This window comes from Peribacillus sp. NPDC097198 (assembly GCF_044762055.1).
GTDB lineage: Bacteria > Bacillota > Bacilli > Bacillales > DSM-1321 > Peribacillus.
The window spans coordinates 146,456-170,393 of the sequence record NZ_JBIWDO010000003.1; the positions used below are offsets into that span (position 1 = coordinate 146,456).

A 23,938-nucleotide genomic window follows, 5' to 3' on the forward strand; every position below is an offset into this window, starting at 1 on the left:
AGAAAAACTTTGTATTTTTCCAACTTAGTGCTAAAATAGTATTTCAAGTAAGAGAACTAGAATGTTTCGTCCTGATTTTTTGTTTGAAATGATTTTAAACTTGGCAAATCAGTTAGGATGACTACATTATAGTGTAAAGAAAAAATATTGACAAACTTATAATTGAAAGCTATAATTATTTTTGTTGCCTTGAGGTGATTTCATATGAAATGGACAATTAGTCAACTTCAAAAAATTCGGGACAAAAATTTGCAGTTAGATGAATTGGTGGATGTCTTAGACATTAAGGAAAGAGACAAGCAAATACGCGACGTTTCTCCAATTAGAGTAACAGGAAGAGCTGATATCAACTCGACCGAGATTACTTTTCACTTACATCTTACAGGTGAATTAACATTACCTTGTTCCCGTACACTGGTAGACGTGAAATATCCGATTGATATTGATACAAAGGAAACCTTTCTTTTAAAAGCAGATGGCGATCATTTCTACGGAGAAGACGTTACTGTGGTGGAAGGCGATGTTGTAGATCTTATACCGGTAATTAAAGAAAATTTATTGCTAGAAATTCCGATGCAGGTTTTTTGTGAGGATGTCGATCCTAATGAAGCTGCTCCTCAATCCGGGAAAGACTGGGCTGTTATTTCTGAAGAAGAAACTAAACATAAGGTTGATCCTAGATTTGCAAAGCTTGCCGACTTTTTTGACAACAATAAAGAATCTTAATTGGAACGAAAAATCGCTAATCCGATTTTTCCAGCTTTTTTATATTTTTTAAGGAGGTGGGAATAATGGCTGTACCTTTTAGAAGAACGTCGAAAACTGCAAAAAGAAAACGTCGTACGCACTTCAAGCTTCAAGTACCTGGTATGGTAGAATGCCCGAGCTGTGGTGGAATGACTCTTTCACATCACGTGTGTAAAGAATGTGGAACATATAAAGGAAAAGAAGTTGTCGCAAAATAATTTCTTGACCTACTCGAAAGCATTGCTTTCTTGATTATGCAACACGCTAATCAAAGCGCAGAGATAAATCTCTGCGCTTTTTTTACAAATTAATTTAATTGAATATTTAGAATAAATAGAGACATGGAGAAGGTGTTCACGTGTATAACACATTAATCGTTGAAAAGAATGCAAAAGGATACTTGAAGATTTCATTTAATAGACCTGAGAAAAGAAATGCGGTTAATTTTCAGTTGATGGATGAACTAGGAATAGCTTTATCACAAGCGGCTAGTGATAAGGATGTCAAAGTATTACTCTTGACGGGAGAGGGCTCACAGGCTTTCTGCTCGGGGGGCGATTTAAGTGAATTTCAAAATCTTTATACAGAGGAAGAGGCTTTTGCCATGCTATCGAGGATGGGGAAAGTACTGTATGAACTGGCGATCTTTCCGAAACCTACAATTGCCCTACTCAACGGAAGCGCTGTCGGAGGCGGGTGTGAAATTGCCACGGCTTGTGATTTCAGATTGGCGAAAAAGGGGATAAAGTTAGGGTTTGTTCAGGGAACGCTAGGGATAACAACAGGCTGGGGGGCAGCGTCACTCTTGTTTGAAAAACTTCCGGAACAAAAAGCGATGAAGTTACTGCTTGATGCTAAAGTACATAGCTCCGAGGATGCAAAGGAATTTGGTTTCATAGACGAGATAATTGATATGGAAGACTGGGAAAGATTTCCCCAACATTTCCTACGCCATGAACCCGGGGTTTTAATGGCTTATAAAAGAATACTGGTTAAGAAATGGGAAGATGGAGGCCTGAAAGAAAGAATGGATGCGGAAATCCGTGAATGTTCCAAACTATGGGCAACGGAAGCCCATCATGACGCGGTCAGCCGTTTTTTTAATAAAAAAAAATAAATCTTTATCGCTTCTATATTCCGTCTATCTTTCCTATCAAGTGCATATCATGAAGTAAAACTTGCTTGGAGGTAGAGAGATGACGATTGCGAGACAAGATGCATGGACACAGGACGAGGATTTATTGTTGGCTGAAGTGGTGCTAAGGCATATTAGGGAAGGCAGTACGCAACTGAAGGCATTTGAAGAGGTGGGGAAACAGTTAACAAGAACGTCTGCAGCCTGCGGTTTTCGTTGGAATTCTTTTGTCAGAAAGCAATATAAGTCAGGAATTGAGTTGGCTAAAAAGCAGAGAAAAGAACAGGCCATGCGGGATAATGGTTTCGAAGGGGAAGCTGTTGAGAATGAAGAAGTCCCGAACGAACAAGAGGTAGCAGCTGAGTGGAAAAGGGAATTGCCATCATCGCCATCTACTCCTCTCCAAGACGTTATTTCATATTTAACGAAGGTGGATGAAACCTTTAAAATTGATAGGGAAGAAATGGAAAGGAATGCCCGGCATTCTTATAATCTTGAACAGGAAAATGAAAGGCTGCGGGAAGAGAATGAGTTATTACGGGATAATTTAAGAGTAGTGGAAGAAGATTATCGGGCTCTCATGCAAATTATGGAGCGGGCTAGAAAACTCAGTGTCCTAGAAGATGAAAAGTTAAATCCAAAGGTGAGTTTTCAAATGGATAAGAACGGTAACTTGGAAAGGGTAAATAAATGAAAAATGCGGGTGGAAAAAATCCGCCCGCATTTTTCATTTATTCTTGTGTATCTATGATTTCATCTTGTTTTTCAATGGGGGTCCAAATCAAAGGATTTTCTCCGTAGTCACGATCCATTTCATAGGATGCGGGAGAGAAGCCCATCTTTTCCCAGAACGCTTGGGAGTGTACCCTGGAATTCGTTTTGATTGGCATATTAAAGCTTTTGGCGAAGTCGACTAAAGCTTTGCCGTACCCTTTGTTTTGGTAGTTGGGAAGAACTTCGAGCTTCCAGAGGACAAGAAAGTCTTTTGTTTTATCAAAATATCGGTCGAATTTAGCATCTTTTTTGTATAGGCTCATTCTAGCAACCAACATGTCACCATAAAAGATGCCGTAGAAAGGCGATTGACTGTCGTTCTCAATGATATTCCCCTCTAAATCATCGAGCATGGATAATTCTTGCATCCCATATTCCTTGAACTTCTTGAACTCCTCAAGCGTCTTAAAATTCACAAGTAACCGTTCCACCTTGTATTCCATATAAAACTCCCCCTCATTCTGATAAACTACTCCCGTCATGCTTTTAAATCAACAAGTAACCCTAACTACAGTCACCATTAAAACCTTTCCTCACTAAATCGAGTCTAACAAGCCGTTTGATCATTATCCCTTTCCTTTTCTTTATATCGATCATCAAAGAATAAAGATAGGGTATCATTCGTTTGTGTTTAAAAACTTTAAGGAATCCACGACTTTTCATATATAATATACCATTAATTTAGCTCGTGAAGAAGGAGTTATACCCATGGCTGGCGTATTTATACTTCTCTATGTTTTTGTGTTTTTGTGCAATTAGCTGTTGAAAGACGGAAATGGTGATAACGATTTGTTTGTAGCATTTTGTTGGTCCCCCTTGATATGGAAAAAGCAAGGTAGTGAAAAAAGAAAATGTGTTAAAATAGTCAGTATATGAGAAAAGTTAGGAAGGGTAATATGAAAATCGGCGTAATTGGAGGCGGCTCCGTTGGATTGTTATTCGCCTCTTATTTAAGTGAGAGGCACAGTGTAACGATTTATACACGTACAGAGGAACAGGCATCATGTATTAATAGTGAGGGTCTCCGTTGCATCGTGAATGGAGTGACCAGGAAAAGAAATATAACATCCAACGCAATCGAAAGTGGAATAAGGGGAGAAGAGATAATCCTAGTCGCGGTTAAACAGTATCATATACCGCAAGTCCTGCCAGTGATCGAGGGGATGGATGTACCTTTGTTGTTTTTGCAGAACGGCTATGGGCACATTTCTTATTTAAAGGAGTTGAAGTCAGCGACCGTTTGTGTTGGTGTGGTGGAACATGGGGCGTTGAAGCTCGACCCGAATACAGTGGAACATACCGGGTTTGGTATAACCAGAGTTGCGTCTTTCAGGGGGGACTTGAATGTACTTCCATTTCTGGATGCGAACAACGACTACTTTCCATTCCGTAAGTGTGAGGACTACCATGCCATGCTAATGGACAAGTTAATCGTTAACGCTGTAATCAACCCTCTGACCGCGTTATTGGAAGTGGAAAATGGGCGTTTGATCAGTAATCCGTATTATTACCGATTATTCCAGGAACTATTTGCTGAAATATCGTCTGTACTGGAATTACCAGATGCAGAGGAATCTTTTAACCACGTAAAATCCGTGTGTTCGAAGACCTCAGAAAATAGATCTTCCATGCTGAAAGATATTGAACTTGGAAGAAAAACGGAAATCGACGCAATCTTAGGTTATATCATTTCGGAGGCAATACGAAAAGAGAAAAAGGCATGTTTAACGTCTTCTCTTTATGCAATGATCAAAGGAAAAGAGTTCCAAGGGGGATGAGGGTATGCCAAACTTTGTTTCAAGTCTTGCCGCGATTTTCATTACACTTCCATTTATAGGTTATGTCATATTTTTTATTAGTGCCAAGCAATTTACAAGGAACCATAAGCGTTCCGTTCAATTTGCCATGGATATGAGTACTTTGTTTTTTGTATTATCGGTCCATTATTTAATCGTGACAATTTGGGACATACATATTTTTTGGGTGATCATGCTCATCATGATAGCCAATGCATTCGTTGTTGTTCTTGTCCATTATCAAGTTAAAGGAGAAATCATTTTTCAAAAAGTATTGAAAGGATTTTGGAGAGTGAACTTCGCATTCTTTTTTTGCGCGTACCTTCTTTTATTTTCTATAGGATTTATTACGAGAATTACTAGAATCTTTACTGCATAATGAATGGCAAAGCATCAATTTTCTGCTCCTGGGCAACATTTTTTGTTTTCTTAAAACAGAATGTTATACTCTAAAAAGAATTGTAGTTGCAGAGAAAGGGAGAACATACATGGAGATGAAAGATCTCGCGTTACCATCATTAAACCGTTTCGCATCGGACTATTTACAGGGCGAGCTTGAAACGGAAGATTATTTTCACTATGACTTGTCCAACCCGGACATCTATCGCAATAGATATCAAGAGCTGATGAACAGGACTTTTTCACGAGAAGCATTATCGAATTACATACAGACATATATGTCTCGTTTTTCAAGCAGTGAGGCTGTTAATAAAAACATTGAAGAATTACGACGTGATGATTCGGTCGTTGTCGTTGGAGGACAGCAGGCGGGCTTGTTGTCTGGTCCCCTTTATACGATACATAAAGTGATTTCAATCATCAAGCTTGCACTAGAACAAAGGAAGTCACTGGGAAAACCGGTCATTCCTGTGTTTTGGATAGCTGGTGAAGATCATGACCTAGCTGAGGTCAACCATGTGTATGTCATGAAAAATGGTAAACCGGATAAAAAATCTTATCCTTCTTATCAGCCTTTCAAGACCATGATCACAGATATAGAAATCGATGAAAAAAAGATGGAGCAATGGTTCGAAGAAATCATTGAAACATATGGCGAAACCGCCTTTACGAATAAACTCCTTATGGATATGAAGGAAACCGTTAAGCAATCGAATACATTCGTCGACTTTTTTGCTCGTTTGATTCACGAATGGTTCCAAGAATATGGCCTCTTGCTTGTTGACGCAGGAGATCCAGCCCTTAGAAATTTAGAAACAGGCTTTTTTGAGTCGTTGATAGGAAAAAGCGAAAAGATTGCAGAAGAGGTTGGAAAGCAACAAACCTTCATGCAAGAACAAGGTTATTCCAAAATGATTGAAATGGGAGAACAGCCAGCCAATCTGTTTTATTACGATACTGCCAAAAAAGATCGCTGCTTACTTAAACGGTCGGAGGGCAAGTTCACTGCCAGAAATGGTGAGCTCTCTTTCTCGGAGCAGGAACTCTTGCAAATGGCGAAAACCCATCCAGAGCAATTAAGTAATAATGTTGTTACGCGCCCACTCATGCAGGAAATGCTCTTTCCCGTTCTAGCCTTCATTTCTGGACCGGGTGAAATTGCCTATTGGGCAGAATTGAAACGAGCATTTGAACTATTTGCTATGAAGATGCCACCCATCATCCCAAGATTGAATATAACTATCGTTGAGCGGGGTATCCAGACGGACTTGGATGAAACGGAAATAACGTTGAAGACAGTGCTAACCGAAGGGACGGGAAGAACCGTACAGCGTTATCTCGATTCTGTGAAAGATGAAACGGTCGATCACTTATTCCAGACGATGAAATCCCAACTTGAAGAGAACCATCAAAAGTTATCGATGCATGCTGTTTCATTGGATAAGGGGCTTGAACCGATTCTAAATAAAAATATTGAATTCATCCAGAAACAACTAGCATTCATGAACGGTAAGATTGGGGAACGGACGAAAGAACGTCACTCGTTCGTCTTGAAAAAATACGAACGTATCGCCAATTCGCTGTATCCTTTGGAATCTCCCCAAGAGAGAACCTGGAATGTTTTTTATTACTTGAATCAATATGGACCCGATTTTATAAAGGAAATCATGAAACTGGACTATCAGTTTAATAACCAGCATAAACTGATTTACTTGTAAGGTCTCCGCGGTGGAGAAAAGTGGAGGATATAAAGAAGATTAAAGACAGGTGATTCGCCTGTCTTCTTTTTGTTTTCCGAAAACTTTCGACAGGAAAAGAGGAACACTCTCTTAGTTTGTGCCCATTCGAGAAGAAGAGAGGTTTTCGATAAGAATATTGGCTAAATAAACTTCTATGTAAAAGAAGGGGATTTTTACAATAAAGGCGAAAGTAAAAACAAGTGGAGAAAGGTGGGGGAATGTGGTACATTGAGATTAGAATGTGGGGGTAGTGGGTATGTTCATGGGAGAGTACCATCATAACATCGATATAAAAGGCCGTCTGATTGTCCCGGTGAAATTCAGGGACAACCTAGGGGAACAATTTGTGCTTACCCGCGGACTCGATCAATGCCTATTTGGTTATCCTATGAATGAGTGGAAGCTATTGGAAGAGAAGCTGAAAGCCCTGCCCATAACCAAAAAAGACGCTCGTGCCTTTACCCGTTTTTTCTTTTCCGCTGCAACAGAATGCGAAATTGATAAGCAAGGGCGAATTAATATTCCCACGCCGCTTACTTCATATGGCCAATTGGAAAAAGAATGTGTAATTCTTGGTGTTACCAATCGAATTGAGATTTGGAGCAAATCCCTTTGGGAAAACTATTTTTCAGCTTCAGAGGATTCTTTCGCTGAGATAGCAGAAAATATGATTGGCTTTGAAATTTAAGGCTGCCCTCGAATAGAGTGACTCAATTACCGATTGGAAGGATGTCTAACATGTTTCAACATACAACAGTGTTATTAAAAGAGACGGTTGATGGCTTGAACATCAAACCTGATGGAATTTATGTAGATTGTACTTTAGGAGGAGCAGGTCACAGCGAATACTTGCTGTCACAGCTCTCTGACAAAGGCAGATTGTATGCTTTTGATCAGGATGAAACGGCGATTCAGAATGCTAAAGCTAAATTAGAAAGCTATGGGGACCGTGTCGTACTTGTTCCTAATAATTTTAAATATCTTCAAGAAGAGTTGAATGCTCGTGGAGTCAATAAGGTAGATGGGATCCTTTATGATTTAGGTGTGTCCTCTCCACAACTAGATACACCTGAACGTGGATTCAGCTACAATCACGATGCTCCACTGGATATGAGGATGGATCAAAGTGCGGCGACTTCAGCTTATGATGTGGTGAATTCATGGTCTTACCATGACTTGCTCAGGATTTTCTTCCAGTATGGGGAAGAGAAATTCTCCAAGCAAATTGCCCGGAAAATAGAAGCGGCCCGTGAAATAAAACCGATTGAAACGACATTTGAGTTAGTGGAATTAATTAAAGAAGGAATTCCTGCCCCGGCCCGACGTAAAGGTGGACACCCTGCGAAACGAGTATTCCAGGCAATCAGAATCGCTGTAAATGATGAATTGGGCGTATTTGAGGATTCCCTTGAACAAGCGATATCCATGTTGAATCCCGAGGGAAGAATATCTGTCATCACTTTCCATTCATTGGAAGATCGGATATGTAAGACGGTATTTAAAAAAGCCAGCGCCCTACCAGATCTTCCGCATGGCCTACCGATCATCCCTGATGAATTCAAACCGACTCTGAAATTAATTACAAGAAAACCGATTTTACCTTCGGAAGAAGAGCTGGAAGGTAATAACCGATCACGCTCGGCGAAATTAAGGATTGCCGAAAAACAGTAAACTACAGAAAAAAACAGTAAGGGGGAGCATGAATGAGTGCCATAGCAAAAAAAATACAAGAAAAGCAATATGAAGATCAACAGCAACAATCCCAGCAAACTGTTGTCATCCGTAAAGCGAAAATATCGATTGGTGAAGTGTTATTACTATGCGCCATTGCTATCATGATTACCTTTGCGTGTGTGAAGATAGTTTCCAATCAAGCTGCCATTTATGAAACGAATAAAGAAATCCAACAGGTTGAAGCGACCATTGAAGAACAAGGTAAATTGAATGATGATTTAATGGTGCAGGTCGACGAACTTAGTAGATATGAGCGCATTTGGGCAATCGCTGCCAAATTAGGCCTTGGATTGGATGATAATAACGTGAAGGTTGTGCAGAACTGATGCAGAAACAAAAAAATATGAAGCTTGGAGCAGCTGGATTATTCTTCGTATTCAGCCTGCTCTTCTTTGTATTAATCTGCCGCTTTTTATATATTGGTGTGACGGGTACAGCCGGGGGAGAGGTACTTGCTTCAAAAATCGATAAGAAATATGAGAAAGAGCAGGTTATTGAAGCGAAACGTGGCAGTATTCTAGATACTAAGGGAGACGTCATCGCTGTGGATACTTCCTCCTATATCTTACGTGCCATCTTGAGCGAAAAAGAAAGCGAACGGGTGAAAGACCCAGAAATGACCGCGAGTAAGCTTGCTAAATATATAGATATGGATGAACAGGCCATTTATGAACGCCTATCAAAAAAAGGGGCGTATCAAGTGGAGTTTGGGAGTGCTGGAAAAGACTTGACGCAGGACACCAAACAGAAAATCGAAAAATTAGAGTTGCCAGGAATCACGTTTGGAAGAACGAACAAACGCTTCTATCCAAATGGGGTCTTTGCTTCTCATTTGATTGGATATGTAGAAAAGGATGAAGAAACAGAAGAGATGACAGGGAAATTCGGTATCGAAAAGTACCTTAATAAAGAATTGCAGGAAACGGATGGAAAGCTGACCTATGAAAGTGACTTTTGGGGATTGATCTTGCCAGGGGCGGAGGAAAAGGTATCAGCTCCCCATAATGGGAATAATGTTTCGCTCACAATCGATAAGAAAATACAAACATTCCTGGAAGATTCCATGAATAAAGTCCAGGGGAAATATAAACCGGAACAAATCATCGCCATCGTTTCCAATCCTAAAACAGGCGAAATATTGGCGATGGGCCAAAGGCCGACATTCCATCCGACGACGAAGGAAGGGCTTACGGATACTTGGCGCAACCTGGCCATTGAAGAAACCTATGAACCCGGATCCACCTTTAAAACATTTACTCTAGCAGCGGCTGTAGAAGAAGGGGTCTTTAATCCCAACGATAGTTTTACAACAGGTAGATACAAGGCTGCAACAGGTTCCATAGGCGACCATAGCGGGATCGAGCCAGGCAAGACCATGTCCTTTCTTGAAGGGGTTCAACGGTCTTCCAATGTCGCTTTTGCAACCTTAGCCATGGATAAAATAGGTGCGGATACATTCCGCGACTATTTGACGAAGTTTGGCTTTGATAAAAAGACGGGAATAGATCTGCCGAATGAGATTACAGGCAAGATTCAATATAAGTATAAAATGGAAAAAGTCACTACCGCGTTTGGGCAAGGGACAACGGTCACACCAATCCAACAGATACAAGCGGCTTCAGCGGTAGCTAATGACGGAAAGATGATGCAACCCTATGTCATTAAAAGTATTTCCAATCAAGATACCGGAAAAGTGTTGAAAACGACCAAACCGAAAGTGGCGGGGGAACCGATTTCGGCAGAGACGGCAAAACAAGTTCGTGAATATTTAGAAACGGTCGTCTCGGCAAAAAAAGGAACGGGCAAGAAGTACGCGATCGATGGGTATGACGTAGCCGGAAAAACGGGGACTGCGCAGATTCCTGGGCCGACTGGTCGATATCTTGAAGGTAAGGACAACTATTTCTTTTCCTTCTTGGGAATGGCTCCAGCCGATGACCCGCAACTTGTCGTATATGTGGCTGTCAAACAACCGAAATTAGGTGTTTCCTATGTAGGAGCTGATCCTCTTTCTGAAATATTTAACCCGGTCATGCAAAACAGCCTCATGTATTTAAACATAAAGCCATCCGATTTGAAAAAGCAGGAAACTAACAAGATTGAAGACTATACGGATCAACCTATTAATTCGTCCGTTAAAGAACTCGAGGAGTTAGGATATGAAGTGGAAGTAATCGGAACGGGACGGAAAGTTCTCGACCAATCCCCTAAATCGGGTAGTTCCCTTCTTCAAGGGGAAAAAATTATTCTCCGTTCTGAAGGGGCAATGAAGGTTCCGGACATGGCTGGTTGGTCACTGCGTGATGTTATGAAGGTAGCTAGCATTGCCAAGCTTAATCTGAATACGTCAGGCACAGGATATGTGGGTAAACAGAGTCCTAAAGGTGGCACAAAGGTTAAAGAAGGAGACTCTTTCAAAGTCGAATTAAGGCAGCCGGAAAAGCCACCGAAGGATTCGCCAACAAAAGAGACGACTGTAGAGTAAAATAAGCATGCAAGAAAAAGAGTGGCTCATATGGGTCACTCTTTTTCTTGCATGTTTTTATTCTACCACCAAGTAGACAAGCATATATATTGAGCATGTATGAAATGGAGGTGCCTGTTTTTGCGTGTTTCAAATGTTACCGTCCGAAAACGGCTCGCAATCGCATTGGCAATAGGATTAGTCGTCTTTTTTATCATTGACATTCGCCTAGGGATCGTTCAGTTTTATCTAGGAAATGATTTGACAAGCTTAGCTAAGGATTCGTGGAGTAGGAATATCCCCTTTGAAGCCAAACGTGGTGAAATATTGGATCGAAATGGAGTCGAGTTGGCAACGAACATCTCAGCACCGACAGTATATGTCATCCCACGACAAATAGAGAATCCAAGTGAAACCTCTGAACAGCTAGCTTCCATATTGAATATCACGAAGGAGAAAGCCTTTGAATGGTTAACCAAACCGGCGATGAGCGCCAGGATTCCCGAGGGAAGGAAAATTTCTCATGAAAAGGCAAAGGAAATCAAGGCCCTCGGCATAAAAGGTATATATATCGCGGAAGACTCCAAGCGGCATTACCCATTCGGTGAGTACTTATCACATGTACTGGGGTTCACAGGCTCGGATAACCAGGGATTGATGGGAATCGAACTATCGTATGATAAGGAACTTAATGGAGAAAGAGGGTTTGTGAAATTTTATTCGGATGCAAAAGGGAAAAGACTTGAGAATATGGCGGATGATTTCAAGGCTCCAGTAGACGGAGATAATTTGAAACTGACGATTGATAGCCGAATTCAGACCATTGTGGAACGGGAACTGGATAATGCGGAGGCCACTTATGATCCAGATGGACTCATAGCCATTGCAATGGATCCGAAGACGGGCGAAATACTGGCCATGTCAAGCAGGCCCACCTTCGATCCAGCGAAATTCCAAGATGTACCTGCAGAAGTATATAACCGTAACTTGCCGGTATGGAGCATTTATGAGCCAGGTTCAACTTTTAAAATCATCACCCTTGCCGCTGCTCTAGAGGAAGGAAAGGTGAATCTACAAAACGACCATTTTTATGATCCCGGCCATGTGGAGGTTGCAGGTTCTACATTGCATTGCTGGAAAAGCGGAGGTCATGGTGACCAAACTTTTCTGGAAGTCGTAGAAAACTCATGCAACCCGGGTTTCGTTGAGCTAGGGAACCGGCTTGGTAAAGATAAATTGTTCCAATATATAAATGATTTTGGTTTCGGTCAAAAAACGGGCATTGATTTATCTGGGGAAGGTAGGGGGATCATGTTCAATATGGATCGTGTTGGTCCCGTTGAACAGGCAACCACGGCTTTTGGACAAGGTGTTGCCGTCACGCCCATCCAGCAGGTCACGGCTGTATCGGCAGCTGTGAATGGAGGGACACTATATACCCCTTATATTGCAAAAGAATTGGTCGACCCGAAAACGGGGGAAGTGGTCATGCGGAAAACCCCACAGGCAAAAAAAAAGGTGATTTCCGAAGAAACCTCGAAGAAAGTTCGGGAAGCACTTGAATCCGTTGTGGCAAAAGGAAGCGGTAAGGGAGCTTTCGTGGAATCGTATCGGGTCGGGGGGAAAACAGGAACAGCCCAAAAAGCCGAGAACGGGAGATATTTAGACAATAATTATATACTCTCATTTATTGGTGTCGCCCCAGCGGATGATCCCCAAATCGTCGTGTATATCGCTGTGGATAATCCGAAAGGGACCGTTCAATTTGGTGGTGTGGTCGCTGCCCCGATTGTTGGGAACATCATGGAGGATTCACTAAGGGCGATGGGTGTCAAACCGAGGAAAAACCAGATTGAAAAAGAAAAAGTCTGGACCGATCCGGTGATGATCGAGGTACCAAATGTTGTTGGAATGAGCAAAAAAGAGTTACAAACCCAACTTCTGGACCTTAAGATAGACATGGCCGGTAAGGGGGATAAAGTCATAAAACAAGCTCCTGATGCAGGAGTGAAATTAAAAGAAGGTTCAACAATTAGAATTTATCTTGGCGAACAAACAGAATAAGTATAAAATAAGAATAGTGAAAAGCGGCTGAAAAAAATCAGCCGCTTTGTTTACGGAGTCGATTAAACCCCGTATAATAAAAGCTGGTTTCTCGACAAGCCAAAACTAATCACATATAATTAATCCTCAAATTAAGTTGAGAGGGATGGAAAAATGAAGCTTCACGCATTACTAACTTATTTACACTCCTTGGATGCGCATGAAGGAGAAAATCCGGAGATTACCTCCATTGAAAATGATAACCGTAAAGTTAAAGACGGAAGTTTATTCGTTTGCATAAAAGGTTATACAGTGGATGGTCATGATTTTGCCCAATCAGCCGTAGAAAATGGCGCTGCAGCTGTCATTGCTGAACGACAGCTTAACTTAAATGTACCTGTGATTGTTGTCCGTGACTCAAGTAGGGCCATGGCCGTTCTCGCTGATGCATTTTACGGTCACCCAACCCAAAGGATGAACCTGATAGGAATCACCGGTACGAACGGAAAAACGACCACAAGCCATTTGCTTGAAAAGATTTACGAAGATCAAAAGAAAAAAACGGGCTTGATCGGTACGATGTATACAAAAATCGTCGATAAAGTATTTGAAACGAAGAATACGACGCCAGACAGTGTCACGCTTCAGAAGGCTTTTCATGATATGGCTGAAGCTGGTGTCTCAACGGCCATCATGGAGGTCTCTTCGCATGCTCTTGAACTTGGCCGTGTTCATGGATGTGACTATGATATAGCAGTATTCACTAACTTAACGCAAGATCATTTAGATTTCCATAAAACGATGGAGCGATATAAACATGCGAAATCATTGTTATTTTCCCAGCTGGGCAATGCGCAATTGGAAAATCGCCCTAAATATGCAGTCCTAAATGCGGATGATGAAGCAACAGCCGATTTTATTAAGGCGACTGCCGCTACAGTTGTTACATACGGAATTGATAAAGATGCTGACATTAGGGCGAGTGATATACGGATTGGCGCTCAAGGCACGACATTCACTTTAACAGCTGGCAGGGATATACGTAACGTTAAGTTGCAGTTAATTGGGAAATTCAGCGTTTATAACGTCCTTGCTGCCATTGGCGCGGCTTTGTGTGGGGGAATTAATCTAGATGAGACCATAGCATCAATTGAATCAATAAAGGGTGTTACTGGTCGTTTTGAGCTTATTATGGCGAATCAGGATTTCCCCGTCATAGTTGATTATGCGCATACACCAGATAGTCTTGAAAATGTCTTGAAGACCGTAGGGGAGTTTGCAAAAAGTAAAATTTTCGTGATTATAGGTTGTGGTGGGGATCGGGATAAGACAAAACGGCCCATCATGGCAGCGATTGCCTGCAGATTGGCAACTGACCCTATTTTCACTTCCGACAATCCGCGCAGCGAGGATGCATTGCAAATCCTTCGTGATATGGAAGCGGGAGTTGAAGGAGAAGAATATACGGTGATAGTGGACCGAAGAGAAGCGATTGAGTATGCCGTTTCAAAAGCCGAAGCGGGAGACGTCATTTTAATTGCAGGAAAAGGGCATGAAACTTACCAATTGGTCGGAGATGCCATCCTTCACTTTGATGATCGTGAAGAAGCAGAAAAAGCAATTCAAACAAAATTGGGTGCAAATTAATTCACGCCCGCCAAACAAAGAAATAGCAACAAGGATAATGTATATTTGAATTGTGTTAGGAATGAGGGAGTAGGAATGTTGGAACAAGTAATTTTTTATACAATTTTGATGGCATTTTTAGTAACGGTTCTTCTATCACCAATCTTCATACCGTTTTTAAGAAGGCTGAAATTTGGGCAAAGTATCAGGGAGGAAGGCCCACAATCCCATCTAAAGAAGACAGGAACGCCTACTATGGGCGGATTGGTGATTCTATTATCAGTCACCATCGCCACATTAGTTATGACATTTAAATTTTCAGAACCATCCACTGAAACGTACTTATTATTATTCGTTACCTTAGGATTTGGTTTACTAGGGTTCTTGGATGATTTTATCAAAGTCGTCATGAAACGGAACCTAGGCTTGACTTCAAAGCAAAAACTTCTAGGCCAAATCGTGATATCCGTCATTTTTTACTTCGTTTTCAAACAGACTGACGGCTTCAACCCTGAATTGACGATTCCAGGTACTGATTTTTCCATTAATTTTGGTTGGGCGTACCTAATTATCGTGATTTTCTGGTTGGTAGGTTTTTCTAATGCCGTCAATTTGACTGATGGATTGGATGGTCTCGTTTCAGGAACGTCCGCGATTGCTTTCGGTGCTTTTGCCATACTTGCTTGGAGCCAGTCACAATACGACGTGGCGATATTCTCAGTGGCAATCGTCGGCGCAGTCTTAGGCTTTCTAGTCTTTAATGCCCACCCAGCAAAGGTGTTTATGGGGGATACAGGATCGCTAGCCTTAGGGGGAGCGATTGCTACGATTGCTCTATTAACCAAACTTGAATTGCTGTTGGTCATTATTGGTGGAGTCTTCGTCATTGAAACTCTATCCGTCATTTTACAAGTAGGATCGTTTAAGCTTAGAGGTAAGCGTATTTTTAAAATGAGCCCGCTTCATCATCATTATGAGCTTTCTGGCTGGTCTGAATGGCGCGTGGTCGTGACGTTTTGGACAGTTGGATTATTGTGTGCGGTACTCGGAATCTATTTAGAGGTGTGGATATAAATTGAAAGAGACAGAAAAATACTCAGAGAAAAAAGTTTTGGTATTAGGTTTGGCAAAAAGCGGAGTCACGGCAGCTTCGCTTCTACATAAATTAGGTGCGTTCGTAACAGTCAATGATATGAAGCCACTATCGGAAAATCCGGAAGCACAAGGGCTTCTTGAACAAGGGATAAAAGTCATTTGTGGCAGCCACCCGATTGAGCTATTGGATGAGGGATTCGAATTCATTGTGAAGAACCCAGGCATTCCTTATAGCAACCCGCTTGTTAAGGGTGCATTGGAGAAAGGCATTCCGGTCATCACAGAGGTAGAACTCGCTTACCAAATCAGTGAAGCACCATTTTTGGGAATCACGGGTACAAATGGGAAAACGACCACTACTACGTTAATATTCGAAATGATGCAAGCTGGTAAGAAGTCACCACTTATTGCTGGAAATATTGGAACGGTAGCATCCGGTGTTGCTGAAAAGGCAACAGCTGCAGATACGATCGTCATTGAATTGTCATCCTTCCAATTGATGGGAATTGAAGAATTCCGGCCAGAAATCTCAATCGTGACGAATTTGTATGATGCCCATTTGGATTATCATAGTTCCAAACAAGAATATGCTGAGGCAAAAGCGGCGATTGCAAGAAATCAAACGGCTTCTGATTTCATGATTTTCAATGCAGATCAAGTGGATGTTAAAAACATGACCAAGAAGACGAAGGCAGAACTTGTACCATTTTCTACAGAAGTGAAGCATGAGAATGGGGCCTATGTAGAAGACGGAGCGGTGTATTTTCGCGGTGAAAAAGTGATTGCCGTTTCGGATATTGCCCTCCCGGGAATACACAACTTGGAAAATGTGCTGGCTGCTATTTCTGCAGTGAAATTGAAAGGTGTGTCTAATGAGGCCATTCATACCGTTTTGACGACTTTCGGCGGTGTGGAGCACCGTCTGCAATATGTTGCAACGATTGAAAAACGTAAATTCTATAATGATTCCAAAGCGACGAATATCCTTGCAGCATCCAAGGCGCTTACTTCATTCACTGAACCGGTTATTTTGTTGGCTGGCGGATTGGACCGAGGTAATGAATTCGACGAGTTGAAACCGGCTATGAAACACGTCAAAGCGGTCATCACATTTGGTGAAACGGCAGAGAAAATTGAACGGATAGCTAAAGAATTAGGAATAACCCATATAAAACGTGTCGATAATGTAGTAAAGGCCGTACCTGTTGCTTTTGATTTATCGAATGAAGGCGACTGCATCCTCCTCTCTCCTGCTTGTGCAAGCTGGGATCAATATAAAACTTTTGAACAAAGAGGAGACATGTTTATGGAGGCTGTGCATAAACTTAAGTAAGAGCTTTCGCAGAAGGAAGTGAACCTGCTTCTACGTTGACACCTTGAAAAAAAAGCGATAATGAGCCGTTATCGCTTTTTTTTTGACTTAAGTGCCGCTAAAAAAGTGGCATATCAGGTAGTGTTTTATATTCGTACAGGCTCGAAAAACTTCCTAGAGGTGGATGTCCGTGCCATTAAAAAAATCCAATCCTGATCTTATTCTCATTATCGTCACCTTAAGCCTTTTGACAATTGGTTTAGTTATGGTTTACAGCGCCAGTGCAATTTGGGCAGACTATAAATTCGATGACTCCTTTTATTTTGCTAAAAGACAGTTGCTGTTTGCCTGTGTAGGTGTCGTAGCCATGTTTTTTATCATGAATGTCGATTACTGGACATGGCGCACTTGGGCCAAATTGCTAATTATTATCTGCTTCATCTTACTGGTGGCCGTTTTGGTACCAGGTATCGGGATGGCAAGAAACGGGTCCCGGAGTTGGATTGGTGTGGGAGCTTTCTCCGTACAGCCGTCCGAATTCATGAAGTTAGCGATGATTGCTTTTTTAGCTAAGTTCTTATCGGAAAGACAAAAACTGATCACTTCCTTTAAAAAAGGGATGATGCCATCGTTGGGCATTGTATTTTTAGCATTTGGGCTTATCATGTTACAGCCTGATCTCGGTACAGGAACAGTGATGGTGGGAACATGTATCGTGATGATTTTTATTTCAGGTGCGAGAATCAGCCATTTTGTTGGCCTAGCCCTACTCGGAGTAGCTGGTTTTGTCGGCCTTATTTTATCGGCCCCATATAGGATAAAGCGGATTACCTCCTTCCTCGATCCTTGGGAAGACCCGCTCGGAAGTGGATTTCAAATGATCCAATCATTTTATGCAATCGGCCCCGGTGGGTTGTTCGGCCTCGGATTAGGACAAAGTCGTCAAAAGTTTTTCTATTTACCAGAACCGCAAACCGACTTTATATTCGCGATACTATCTGAAGAATTAGGGTTCATTGGAGGTTCACTTGTGATTTTATTATTCGCTCTCATGCTATGGCGTGGGATACGAATCGCCCTTGGTGCGCCAGACTTATATGGTAGCCTGGTAGCGGTCGGGATCATTGCAATGGTAGCTATTCAAGTCATGATCAATATTGGCGTGGTCACTGGTTTAATGCCGGTTACCGGTATCACCTTGCCCCTATTAAGTTATGGTGGCTCCTCCCTGACACTCATGTTGATGGCCATTGGCGTACTGCTGAATATCAGTCGGTATTCAAGGTTTTAAAGCAAGATGATATACATTTCTTAAAGAGGAAGCCCGTCATAAAATCGGGCTTCTTTTTTGGTGGAATGGATGGATTGGAATGGTGGCCGGTGATTTGCAAGGCCCCGTATGAGAAGATTTTGAAAAAAATGAAATGGTGCTTAAATATTACCAAAGAGGAATGTGGGGATATCTACAATAAATATTGGCAATACGGCCTTGTTTAGACTATAGTATAAGAGGGTTCGACCGAAGAGGCGCTTACTCTTGCTCATTTTCAAGTTAAACAAAATAGTGTTTTTGATATTGCATAATTAGAGGCCTCATTACGGTGGGGAAATGAAACTTATAATGTTAAAATCTAGGTGCACAAGGAGGTTAATCATGGATAAAGCGATACAACAATTAACCGACATGCAAATCGGCAAGATATTGGAACATGAGCCACTTGCTAATCATACGACAATGAAAATTGGTGGACCCGCGGATCTATTCATCGAGCCATCCTCCATTGAAAATATTGAAAAAGCGATGAAGGTCATCAAAGATAATAATTTGCCATGGAGAGCAATAGGAAGAGGTTCAAACCTCCTTGTCAGCGATGATGGAATCGAAGGTGTGGTACTGAAGTTAGGTAAAGGTCTGGATCATCTTGAAATCAATGGGACGGAAGTGAAGGCTGGAGCTGGTGTTTCCCTTGTAAGTTTATCAGTGAAGATTAGTAAAAAGGGATATGCCGGGCTGGAGTTTGCCAGTGGAATTCCAGGTTCCGTTGGTGGTGCTGTGTATATGAATGCAGGTGCACACGATTCGGATATGAGTGCCATCCTTAAGCAAGTGCATGTCCTATTTGAAGATGGAACCTTGGCTTGGCTTTCTAAGGAGGAAATGGAGTTTTCGTATCGAACATCTCTCCTTCAAAAGAAAAAACCTGGTATCGTGCTGGAGGCCATCTTTCAATTAGAAGAGGGTAACCGAAGTGAAATCGTCGAGAGAATGCAGAATAACAAAAACTATCGTAAAGATACCCAACCATATAACTTGCCATGTGCTGGAAGTATTTTCAGGAATCCGCTGCCAAGACATGCAGGAAGGTTAGTGGAGGATGCTGGCCTTAAGGGGCATTCGATAGGCGGGGCCCAAATTTCCCCTATGCATGGAAACTTCATCGTCAACACTGGTAATGGAAGTGCGGCAGACGTGGAAGCTCTGATTCAACACGCGAAGGATACGGTATATAGCAAGTATGAAATTGAATTGGAAACAGAAGTAGAAATCATCGGGAGAAAACAATAGGATATTCATTCTTTATATCCAAATATTGTGGTATAATGTGTTACTTGAAAAATTCTATTTCTTATTTTTTGGTGAGTGTCACCAATCATCCATTTTAGGAAGAGGTGAAATAGGTGGAAAAGGGGAAAATCGTTTCCATTGAGGACCGCATTCCTAAGCTAAAGCAAATTAGAAAGAGCAAAGCAAATAGACGACTTGTTCTTTTGCTTTCCCTTTTTTTCATTTTGGTTGCTTGTGTATTATATTTTTTATCCCCGCTAAGCTATGTGAAGTCCATAAAGGTAGAGGGAAACCAGTATATTACTTCTAAGCAAATTATTAAATTAAGTAACATCAAGAAAGACCGAAGCATCTGGAAAGTTGACACGGGAGAGACTGCCGCCAACATAAAAAAAAATCCGGATATAAAAAGTGCCAGTGTTGTACCTGTTTTTCCTAATTCCGTTAAAATAACGGTTTCTGAGCATACTAGAATTGCCTATTTATCCATGAATGGTAAATTCGCTCCGATATTGGAAAATGGTTACATCCTAAAAGAGTTAGAGAGTGGTGAAAATCCAGTATTTGCCCCTGTTTTAATTGGTTTCAAAGAGGGTAAAGCATTAAAGTTACTTTTGGAGGAACTGGACAAGCTTCCTGTGGCCATACAAAATGCTATTTCCGAAATTCACCATGACCCGACTAAAACGGATAAATACCATATTGTTATGTACATGAATGATGGATTTGAAGTTAGTGCGACAAGTCGTACTCTATCTGAGAAAATGATACACTATCCATCCATTATCAGCCAATTGGATCCCGAGGTAAAGGGAGTCATCGATCTAGAGGTCGGTTCCTACTTTAAAGCCTTTGATGAGTCTGAACAAAAGGAAGACGAGTCGGAGTGAATCCGTTGCTTTAACAACAATGATTGAACTAAAGTTAGCGTACATTTTCGGAAAAGAATAAGTGTTTGACCAACATAGAAAAGGCAAGTACAGGATGACCGAATGTAATCCGTTTTTAACTAAAAATGGAAGTGGATAATGTGGGTCTGCAGTGATTTTGCTGATAGTGCCAGTAAAAATGAGACTCCAAGAACTATACATATATGGGGCCTTCTCCGCCTTTAATGGGATAGGGGACCATGCCCCAACTGGTTGATTCTCTTGAGTGCTAAAATCCATGGATTTTAGTTGGACCTGATATTCATTTTGTAGTCTTTGTTGCATGCGGAATTTTTAATGTGGGGAGTTGCGGGGACGTTTCAAACTTCCCGTGAAGATGTGGTATTGGCCGTTGTATTCTTATTTAATAATAGTTTTATCTGCAAGTTTGACTTTTCTAGGTGTACATCTTGGTGTAGACTTGTATTTAGCTGGAATCTTTGTATTTACGTGTGAAACTTTCAAAATACGGGTGAAATTCAAAGGGCACAGTTGGATAAGAGATTTTTTTCTGAAAAAAATGGAAAAAATCTATATTATTAGAGGGAATTGCGGTATAAATGCCGAATAGATTAAGTCAGTATTAAGTTTAGGTAAGACATTTAGATACCAAGAGACGAACGATAACTATTATAAAGATTGTAAACCTACGAGTTTTCTCTTAATAATACGAGATGACACTTTATTATAATATTAGCGAGTTGTAATTAGGTCTGTTATTCTAAAATGAATAGGTCTTTTGATAGGATAATGCTATTCTACTAATATATGTATAAACTGAAGGAGGTGCCATGGAATGAACAGCAATGAAATCTACGTAAGTCTTGACATCGGTACATCCAGTGTAAAAGTAATCATTGGGGAAATGGTCAATGACACATTAAATATCATAGGCGTAGGAAATGTAAAATCAGAAGGGCTAAAGAAAGGCTCCATCGTCGATATAGATGAAACAGTCCAATCCATTCAAAAGGCCGTAGAGCAAGCTGAACGAATGATAGGAATGGAAATCAAAAAAGTGATCGTCGGTATCAGTGGGAACCACGTAACGCTTCAGCCTTGCCATGGGGTAGTAGCCGTATCTAGTGAAAATAAAGAGATTAATGAACACGATGTATTCCGTGTTAGAGAAGCCGCTGAGTTAATTACCATACCATCGGACCGGGAAATTATCGATGTGGTGCCGATTCATTATAAAGTTGATGAGTTGGATGAAATTAGCGATCCAAGGGGCATGATTGGCGTCCGTCTGGAAATGAGAGGCATATTAATAACAGGTCTGCGGACAATTTTACATAATTCCTTGCGGTGTGTGGAACGAGCAGGGTTAGAAATAACGGATATTGCCCTTCAACCATTGGCAGCAGGTGGGCTGGTTTTATCGAAGGATGAAAAGGAACTTGGAGTAGCGCTTGTCGATATTGGGGGAGGTTCTACCACTCTAGCGATTTTCGAGCAAGGCTATCTACAATATACTTCCGTGATTCCAATAGGCGGGGAGACGCTTACAAAGGATCTCTCCATTGTACTAAGGACTACCATGGAGGAAGCTGAAAAAATTAAAATTAAGCATGGCCATGCCTTTTATGATGATGCGTCAGAAGACGAAGTATTCCAGATACCAATCATCGGCAGCGACCAGCAACAACCATGTAACCAGCTGATGCTCTCAGATATAATTGAGGCGAGGTTGACCGAAATTTTCGAGTTAATACAAGATGATTTGAGAAGACTTGGTTTTCAGGAAGTACCGGGAGGGTTCGTATTGACCGGTGGGGCCGTTAAGATGCCAGGAGTACTGGAACTTGCTCAGTATGTATTCCAAAATCGTGTCAGGACAGCCGAACCAAATTATATTGGTGTCAGAGAACCGCAATATACGACAGCTGTCGGTCTAATTAAACATGCGTGCAAGAAAGAGAGAATGCAAAAGAACACCACAAATAAAACTCCTGTACCAGCTGGTCAGGCACAAGAGAATAATGACCAGCGGAGCCAGAAGTCCTCTCAGAAACATAAAGAGAACACGGCTAAAAAACAAGGTGAAAAAGGTGAATCGAAATTCAAAAAAATCTTGGGTTACTTTTTTGAATAAAAACAAAAAATCGGGAATTTCGTCAAAATAGGAGGATTGTCATGTTGGAGTTTGATTCTAATTTAGAACAATTAGCAACGATAAAGGTTATAGGTGTTGGCGGCGGCGGTAACAATGCGGTAAACAGAATGATCGAACATGGTGTACAAGGTGTCGAATTTATTTCTGTCAATACTGATGCGCAGGCACTTAATTTATCAAAAGCAGAAGTTAAAATGCAAATCGGCGGTAAGCTTACTAGAGGATTGGGTGCTGGTGCGAATCCTGAGGTAGGTAAAAAAGCGGCAGAAGAAAGTAAAGAACAAATCGAAGAAGCGCTAAAAGGCGCTGATATGGTTTTCGTAACGGCTGGAATGGGCGGCGGAACTGGTACGGGTGCTGCCCCAGTTATCGCGGGTATTGCTAAAGATCTTGGTGCACTGACAGTTGGTGTCGTTACACGTCCTTTCACGTTTGAAGGACGCAAACGTGCAACCCAGGCGCAAGGTGGCATTGCCTCCATGAAAGAATCGGTCGATACGCTTATCGTCATTCCGAATGACCGACTTCTTGAAATTGTTGATAAAAGCACACCTATGCTTGAAGCATTCCGTGAAGCGGATAATGTCCTTCGTCAAGGGGTACAGGGGATTTCAGATTTGATCGCTGTTCCTGGTCTTATTAATTTGGATTTTGCCGATGTTAAGACCATCATGTCAAATCGTGGATCGGCCCTGATGGGTATCGGGATCTCCTCTGGAGAAAACCGCGCCGCTGAAGCAGCTAAAAAAGCGATCTCCAGTCCGTTGCTTGAAACGTCCATCGATGGGGCTCAAGGGGTTCTATTGAATATTACTGGTGGAACGAACCTAAGTTTATTCGAGGTCCAAGAGGCAGCCGATATTGTGGCCACCGCTTCTGATCAAGAGGTAAATATGATTTTCGGTTCTGTCATCAATGAAAACTTAAAGGACGAAATTGTTGTTACAGTTATTGCGACGGGATTTACCGAAGCTGAAACGTCTATGCGAGCTCCGGGTCGTTCTACACTTGGACAGCAACAACAGCAAACGAGACCTCAAACACAAGCGCCTACACCTAGTGTAAATCGTGAAGTGAAGAGAGAAGAAGTGAACGAACAGCCTACAAGGAATAATAATCAAGGACAAGGTGAGGAAGCTTTGGATATTCCAACCTTCCTACGCAATCGTAATAGAAGGCGTTAATCTGAAAGAGAAAAGGTCGTTCCCTATGGGAGCGGCCCTTTTTTTGCTTTTTTCGGAAAGATGTTTCGATTGATTATTACTGGTTAATCGCCATATGGACTTTTAAGGCCCTAAGAGCTGCTCTCCACCTGTTTGAACCGTTGGGCTATGCCCTGATCCATAAAATTCATGAAAGGACGTAAAGGCGGCTGGAATGGATAATGGATTTCCAACTTGAATTTGGAGATGGTCCTTTATAACAATGGAACTCTGAGAAGAGAAGCTGAAAGAAATTCTATC

The 23,938-nt window shown here is 41.5% G+C and carries 22 protein-coding genes; 21 read left to right on the forward strand and 1 reads right to left on the reverse strand.

All coding sequences use genetic code 11. The annotated features are described in order from the left end of the window. Positions 1-204: 204 nt before the first annotated feature. From ACIQXQ_RS06210 to ACIQXQ_RS06225, 4 genes are all read left to right on the forward strand, one after another. Complete coding sequence (locus tag ACIQXQ_RS06210) at positions 205-726, forward strand: YceD family protein (RefSeq protein ID WP_402868149.1); 522 nt, start codon at positions 205-207, stop codon at positions 724-726. Between the two features lie 65 nt (positions 727-791). Then, positions 792-965, forward strand: coding sequence for a 50S ribosomal protein L32 (gene rpmF, locus ACIQXQ_RS06215; protein ID WP_402868151.1), 174 nt, complete (start codon positions 792-794; stop codon positions 963-965). Positions 966-1,105: 140 nt separating this feature from the next. After that, entirely contained in the window at positions 1,106-1,864 is a 759-nt protein-coding gene (locus ACIQXQ_RS06220; RefSeq protein WP_402956188.1) for an enoyl-CoA hydratase/isomerase family protein, read from the forward strand. A 79-nt stretch (positions 1,865-1,943) separates the two neighbouring features. Beyond that, positions 1,944-2,576 carry an RsfA family transcriptional regulator gene (locus ACIQXQ_RS06225; RefSeq protein ID WP_402868155.1) on the forward strand — a complete coding sequence of 211 codons (633 nt, stop codon included), beginning with the start codon at positions 1,944-1,946 and terminating at the stop codon, positions 2,574-2,576. A 37-nt stretch (positions 2,577-2,613) separates the two neighbouring features. On the opposite strand, the gene ACIQXQ_RS06230 is transcribed toward ACIQXQ_RS06225, so the two are convergent. Next, the gene (locus tag ACIQXQ_RS06230; RefSeq protein WP_402868156.1) at positions 2,614-3,099 is read right to left on the reverse strand and encodes an N-acetyltransferase; all 486 of its coding nucleotides are present in this window, start codon (positions 3,097-3,099) and stop codon (positions 2,614-2,616) included. 453 nt (positions 3,100-3,552) lie between these two features. Here ACIQXQ_RS06230 and ACIQXQ_RS06235 point away from each other — a divergent pair, with 453 nt between their 5' ends. From ACIQXQ_RS06235 to ftsZ, 17 genes are all read left to right on the forward strand, one after another. Next, positions 3,553-4,434, forward strand: a complete 882-nt coding sequence (locus ACIQXQ_RS06235; protein WP_402956190.1) for a 2-dehydropantoate 2-reductase — start codon at positions 3,553-3,555, stop codon at positions 4,432-4,434. Between the two features lie 4 nt (positions 4,435-4,438). Beyond that, positions 4,439-4,831, forward strand: coding sequence for a DUF3397 domain-containing protein (locus tag ACIQXQ_RS06240; protein ID WP_402868159.1), 393 nt, complete (start codon positions 4,439-4,441; stop codon positions 4,829-4,831). Between the two features lie 109 nt (positions 4,832-4,940). Further along, the gene (bshC, locus tag ACIQXQ_RS06245; RefSeq protein WP_402956192.1) at positions 4,941-6,569 is read left to right on the forward strand and encodes a bacillithiol biosynthesis cysteine-adding enzyme BshC; all 1,629 of its coding nucleotides are present in this window, start codon (positions 4,941-4,943) and stop codon (positions 6,567-6,569) included. A gap of 277 nt (positions 6,570-6,846) precedes the next feature. Beyond that, on the forward strand, positions 6,847-7,278 hold the full coding sequence (gene mraZ, locus ACIQXQ_RS06250) for a division/cell wall cluster transcriptional repressor MraZ (RefSeq protein ID WP_402868162.1): 432 nt from the start codon (positions 6,847-6,849) through the stop codon (positions 7,276-7,278). Positions 7,279-7,328: 50 nt separating this feature from the next. Then, positions 7,329-8,261, forward strand: a complete 933-nt coding sequence (gene rsmH, locus ACIQXQ_RS06255; protein WP_402956194.1) for a 16S rRNA (cytosine(1402)-N(4))-methyltransferase RsmH — start codon at positions 7,329-7,331, stop codon at positions 8,259-8,261. A 32-nt stretch (positions 8,262-8,293) separates the two neighbouring features. Continuing rightward, on the forward strand, positions 8,294-8,650 hold the full coding sequence (gene ftsL, locus ACIQXQ_RS06260) for a cell division protein FtsL (RefSeq protein WP_402868166.1): 357 nt from the start codon (positions 8,294-8,296) through the stop codon (positions 8,648-8,650). Beyond that, on the forward strand, positions 8,650-10,809 hold the full coding sequence (locus tag ACIQXQ_RS06265; protein WP_402956196.1) for a penicillin-binding protein: 2,160 nt from the start codon (positions 8,650-8,652) through the stop codon (positions 10,807-10,809). The genes ftsL and ACIQXQ_RS06265 overlap by 1 nt, the downstream gene beginning before the upstream one ends. A gap of 120 nt (positions 10,810-10,929) precedes the next feature. Further along, positions 10,930-12,852: a stage V sporulation protein D gene (locus tag ACIQXQ_RS06270; RefSeq protein WP_402868170.1), complete on the forward strand. Its 1,923-nt coding sequence runs from the start codon at positions 10,930-10,932 to the stop codon at positions 12,850-12,852. 153 nt (positions 12,853-13,005) lie between these two features. Continuing rightward, positions 13,006-14,478: a UDP-N-acetylmuramoyl-L-alanyl-D-glutamate--2,6-diaminopimelate ligase gene (locus ACIQXQ_RS06275; RefSeq protein WP_402956198.1), complete on the forward strand. Its 1,473-nt coding sequence runs from the start codon at positions 13,006-13,008 to the stop codon at positions 14,476-14,478. 75 nt (positions 14,479-14,553) lie between these two features. After that, positions 14,554-15,531 (forward strand): phospho-N-acetylmuramoyl-pentapeptide-transferase, encoded by a 978-nt coding sequence (gene mraY, locus ACIQXQ_RS06280; protein ID WP_402868174.1) that lies wholly within the window; start codon positions 14,554-14,556, stop codon positions 15,529-15,531. 1 nt (position 15,532) lies between these two features. Next, the gene (murD, locus tag ACIQXQ_RS06285; protein ID WP_402956200.1) at positions 15,533-16,885 is read left to right on the forward strand and encodes a UDP-N-acetylmuramoyl-L-alanine--D-glutamate ligase; all 1,353 of its coding nucleotides are present in this window, start codon (positions 15,533-15,535) and stop codon (positions 16,883-16,885) included. A 163-nt stretch (positions 16,886-17,048) separates the two neighbouring features. After that, the gene (gene spoVE / locus ACIQXQ_RS06290; RefSeq protein WP_402956202.1) at positions 17,049-18,155 is read left to right on the forward strand and encodes a stage V sporulation protein E; all 1,107 of its coding nucleotides are present in this window, start codon (positions 17,049-17,051) and stop codon (positions 18,153-18,155) included. Between the two features lie 363 nt (positions 18,156-18,518). Further along, complete coding sequence (murB, locus tag ACIQXQ_RS06295; RefSeq protein ID WP_402956204.1) at positions 18,519-19,430, forward strand: UDP-N-acetylmuramate dehydrogenase; 912 nt, start codon at positions 18,519-18,521, stop codon at positions 19,428-19,430. Between the two features lie 113 nt (positions 19,431-19,543). After that, positions 19,544-20,320 (forward strand): cell division protein FtsQ/DivIB, encoded by a 777-nt coding sequence (locus tag ACIQXQ_RS06300; protein WP_402956206.1) that lies wholly within the window; start codon positions 19,544-19,546, stop codon positions 20,318-20,320. 376 nt (positions 20,321-20,696) lie between these two features. Beyond that, a complete protein-coding gene (locus ACIQXQ_RS06305) occupies positions 20,697-20,930 on the forward strand; it encodes a DUF1290 domain-containing protein (protein WP_402868183.1) in 234 nt (77 codons plus the stop codon). 225 nt (positions 20,931-21,155) lie between these two features. Next, positions 21,156-22,454 (forward strand): cell division protein FtsA, encoded by a 1,299-nt coding sequence (gene ftsA, locus ACIQXQ_RS06310; RefSeq protein ID WP_402868185.1) that lies wholly within the window; start codon positions 21,156-21,158, stop codon positions 22,452-22,454. Positions 22,455-22,495: 41 nt separating this feature from the next. Further along, positions 22,496-23,659 (forward strand): cell division protein FtsZ, encoded by a 1,164-nt coding sequence (ftsZ, locus tag ACIQXQ_RS06315; RefSeq protein ID WP_402868187.1) that lies wholly within the window; start codon positions 22,496-22,498, stop codon positions 23,657-23,659. Positions 23,660-23,938: the final 279 nt, after the last annotated feature.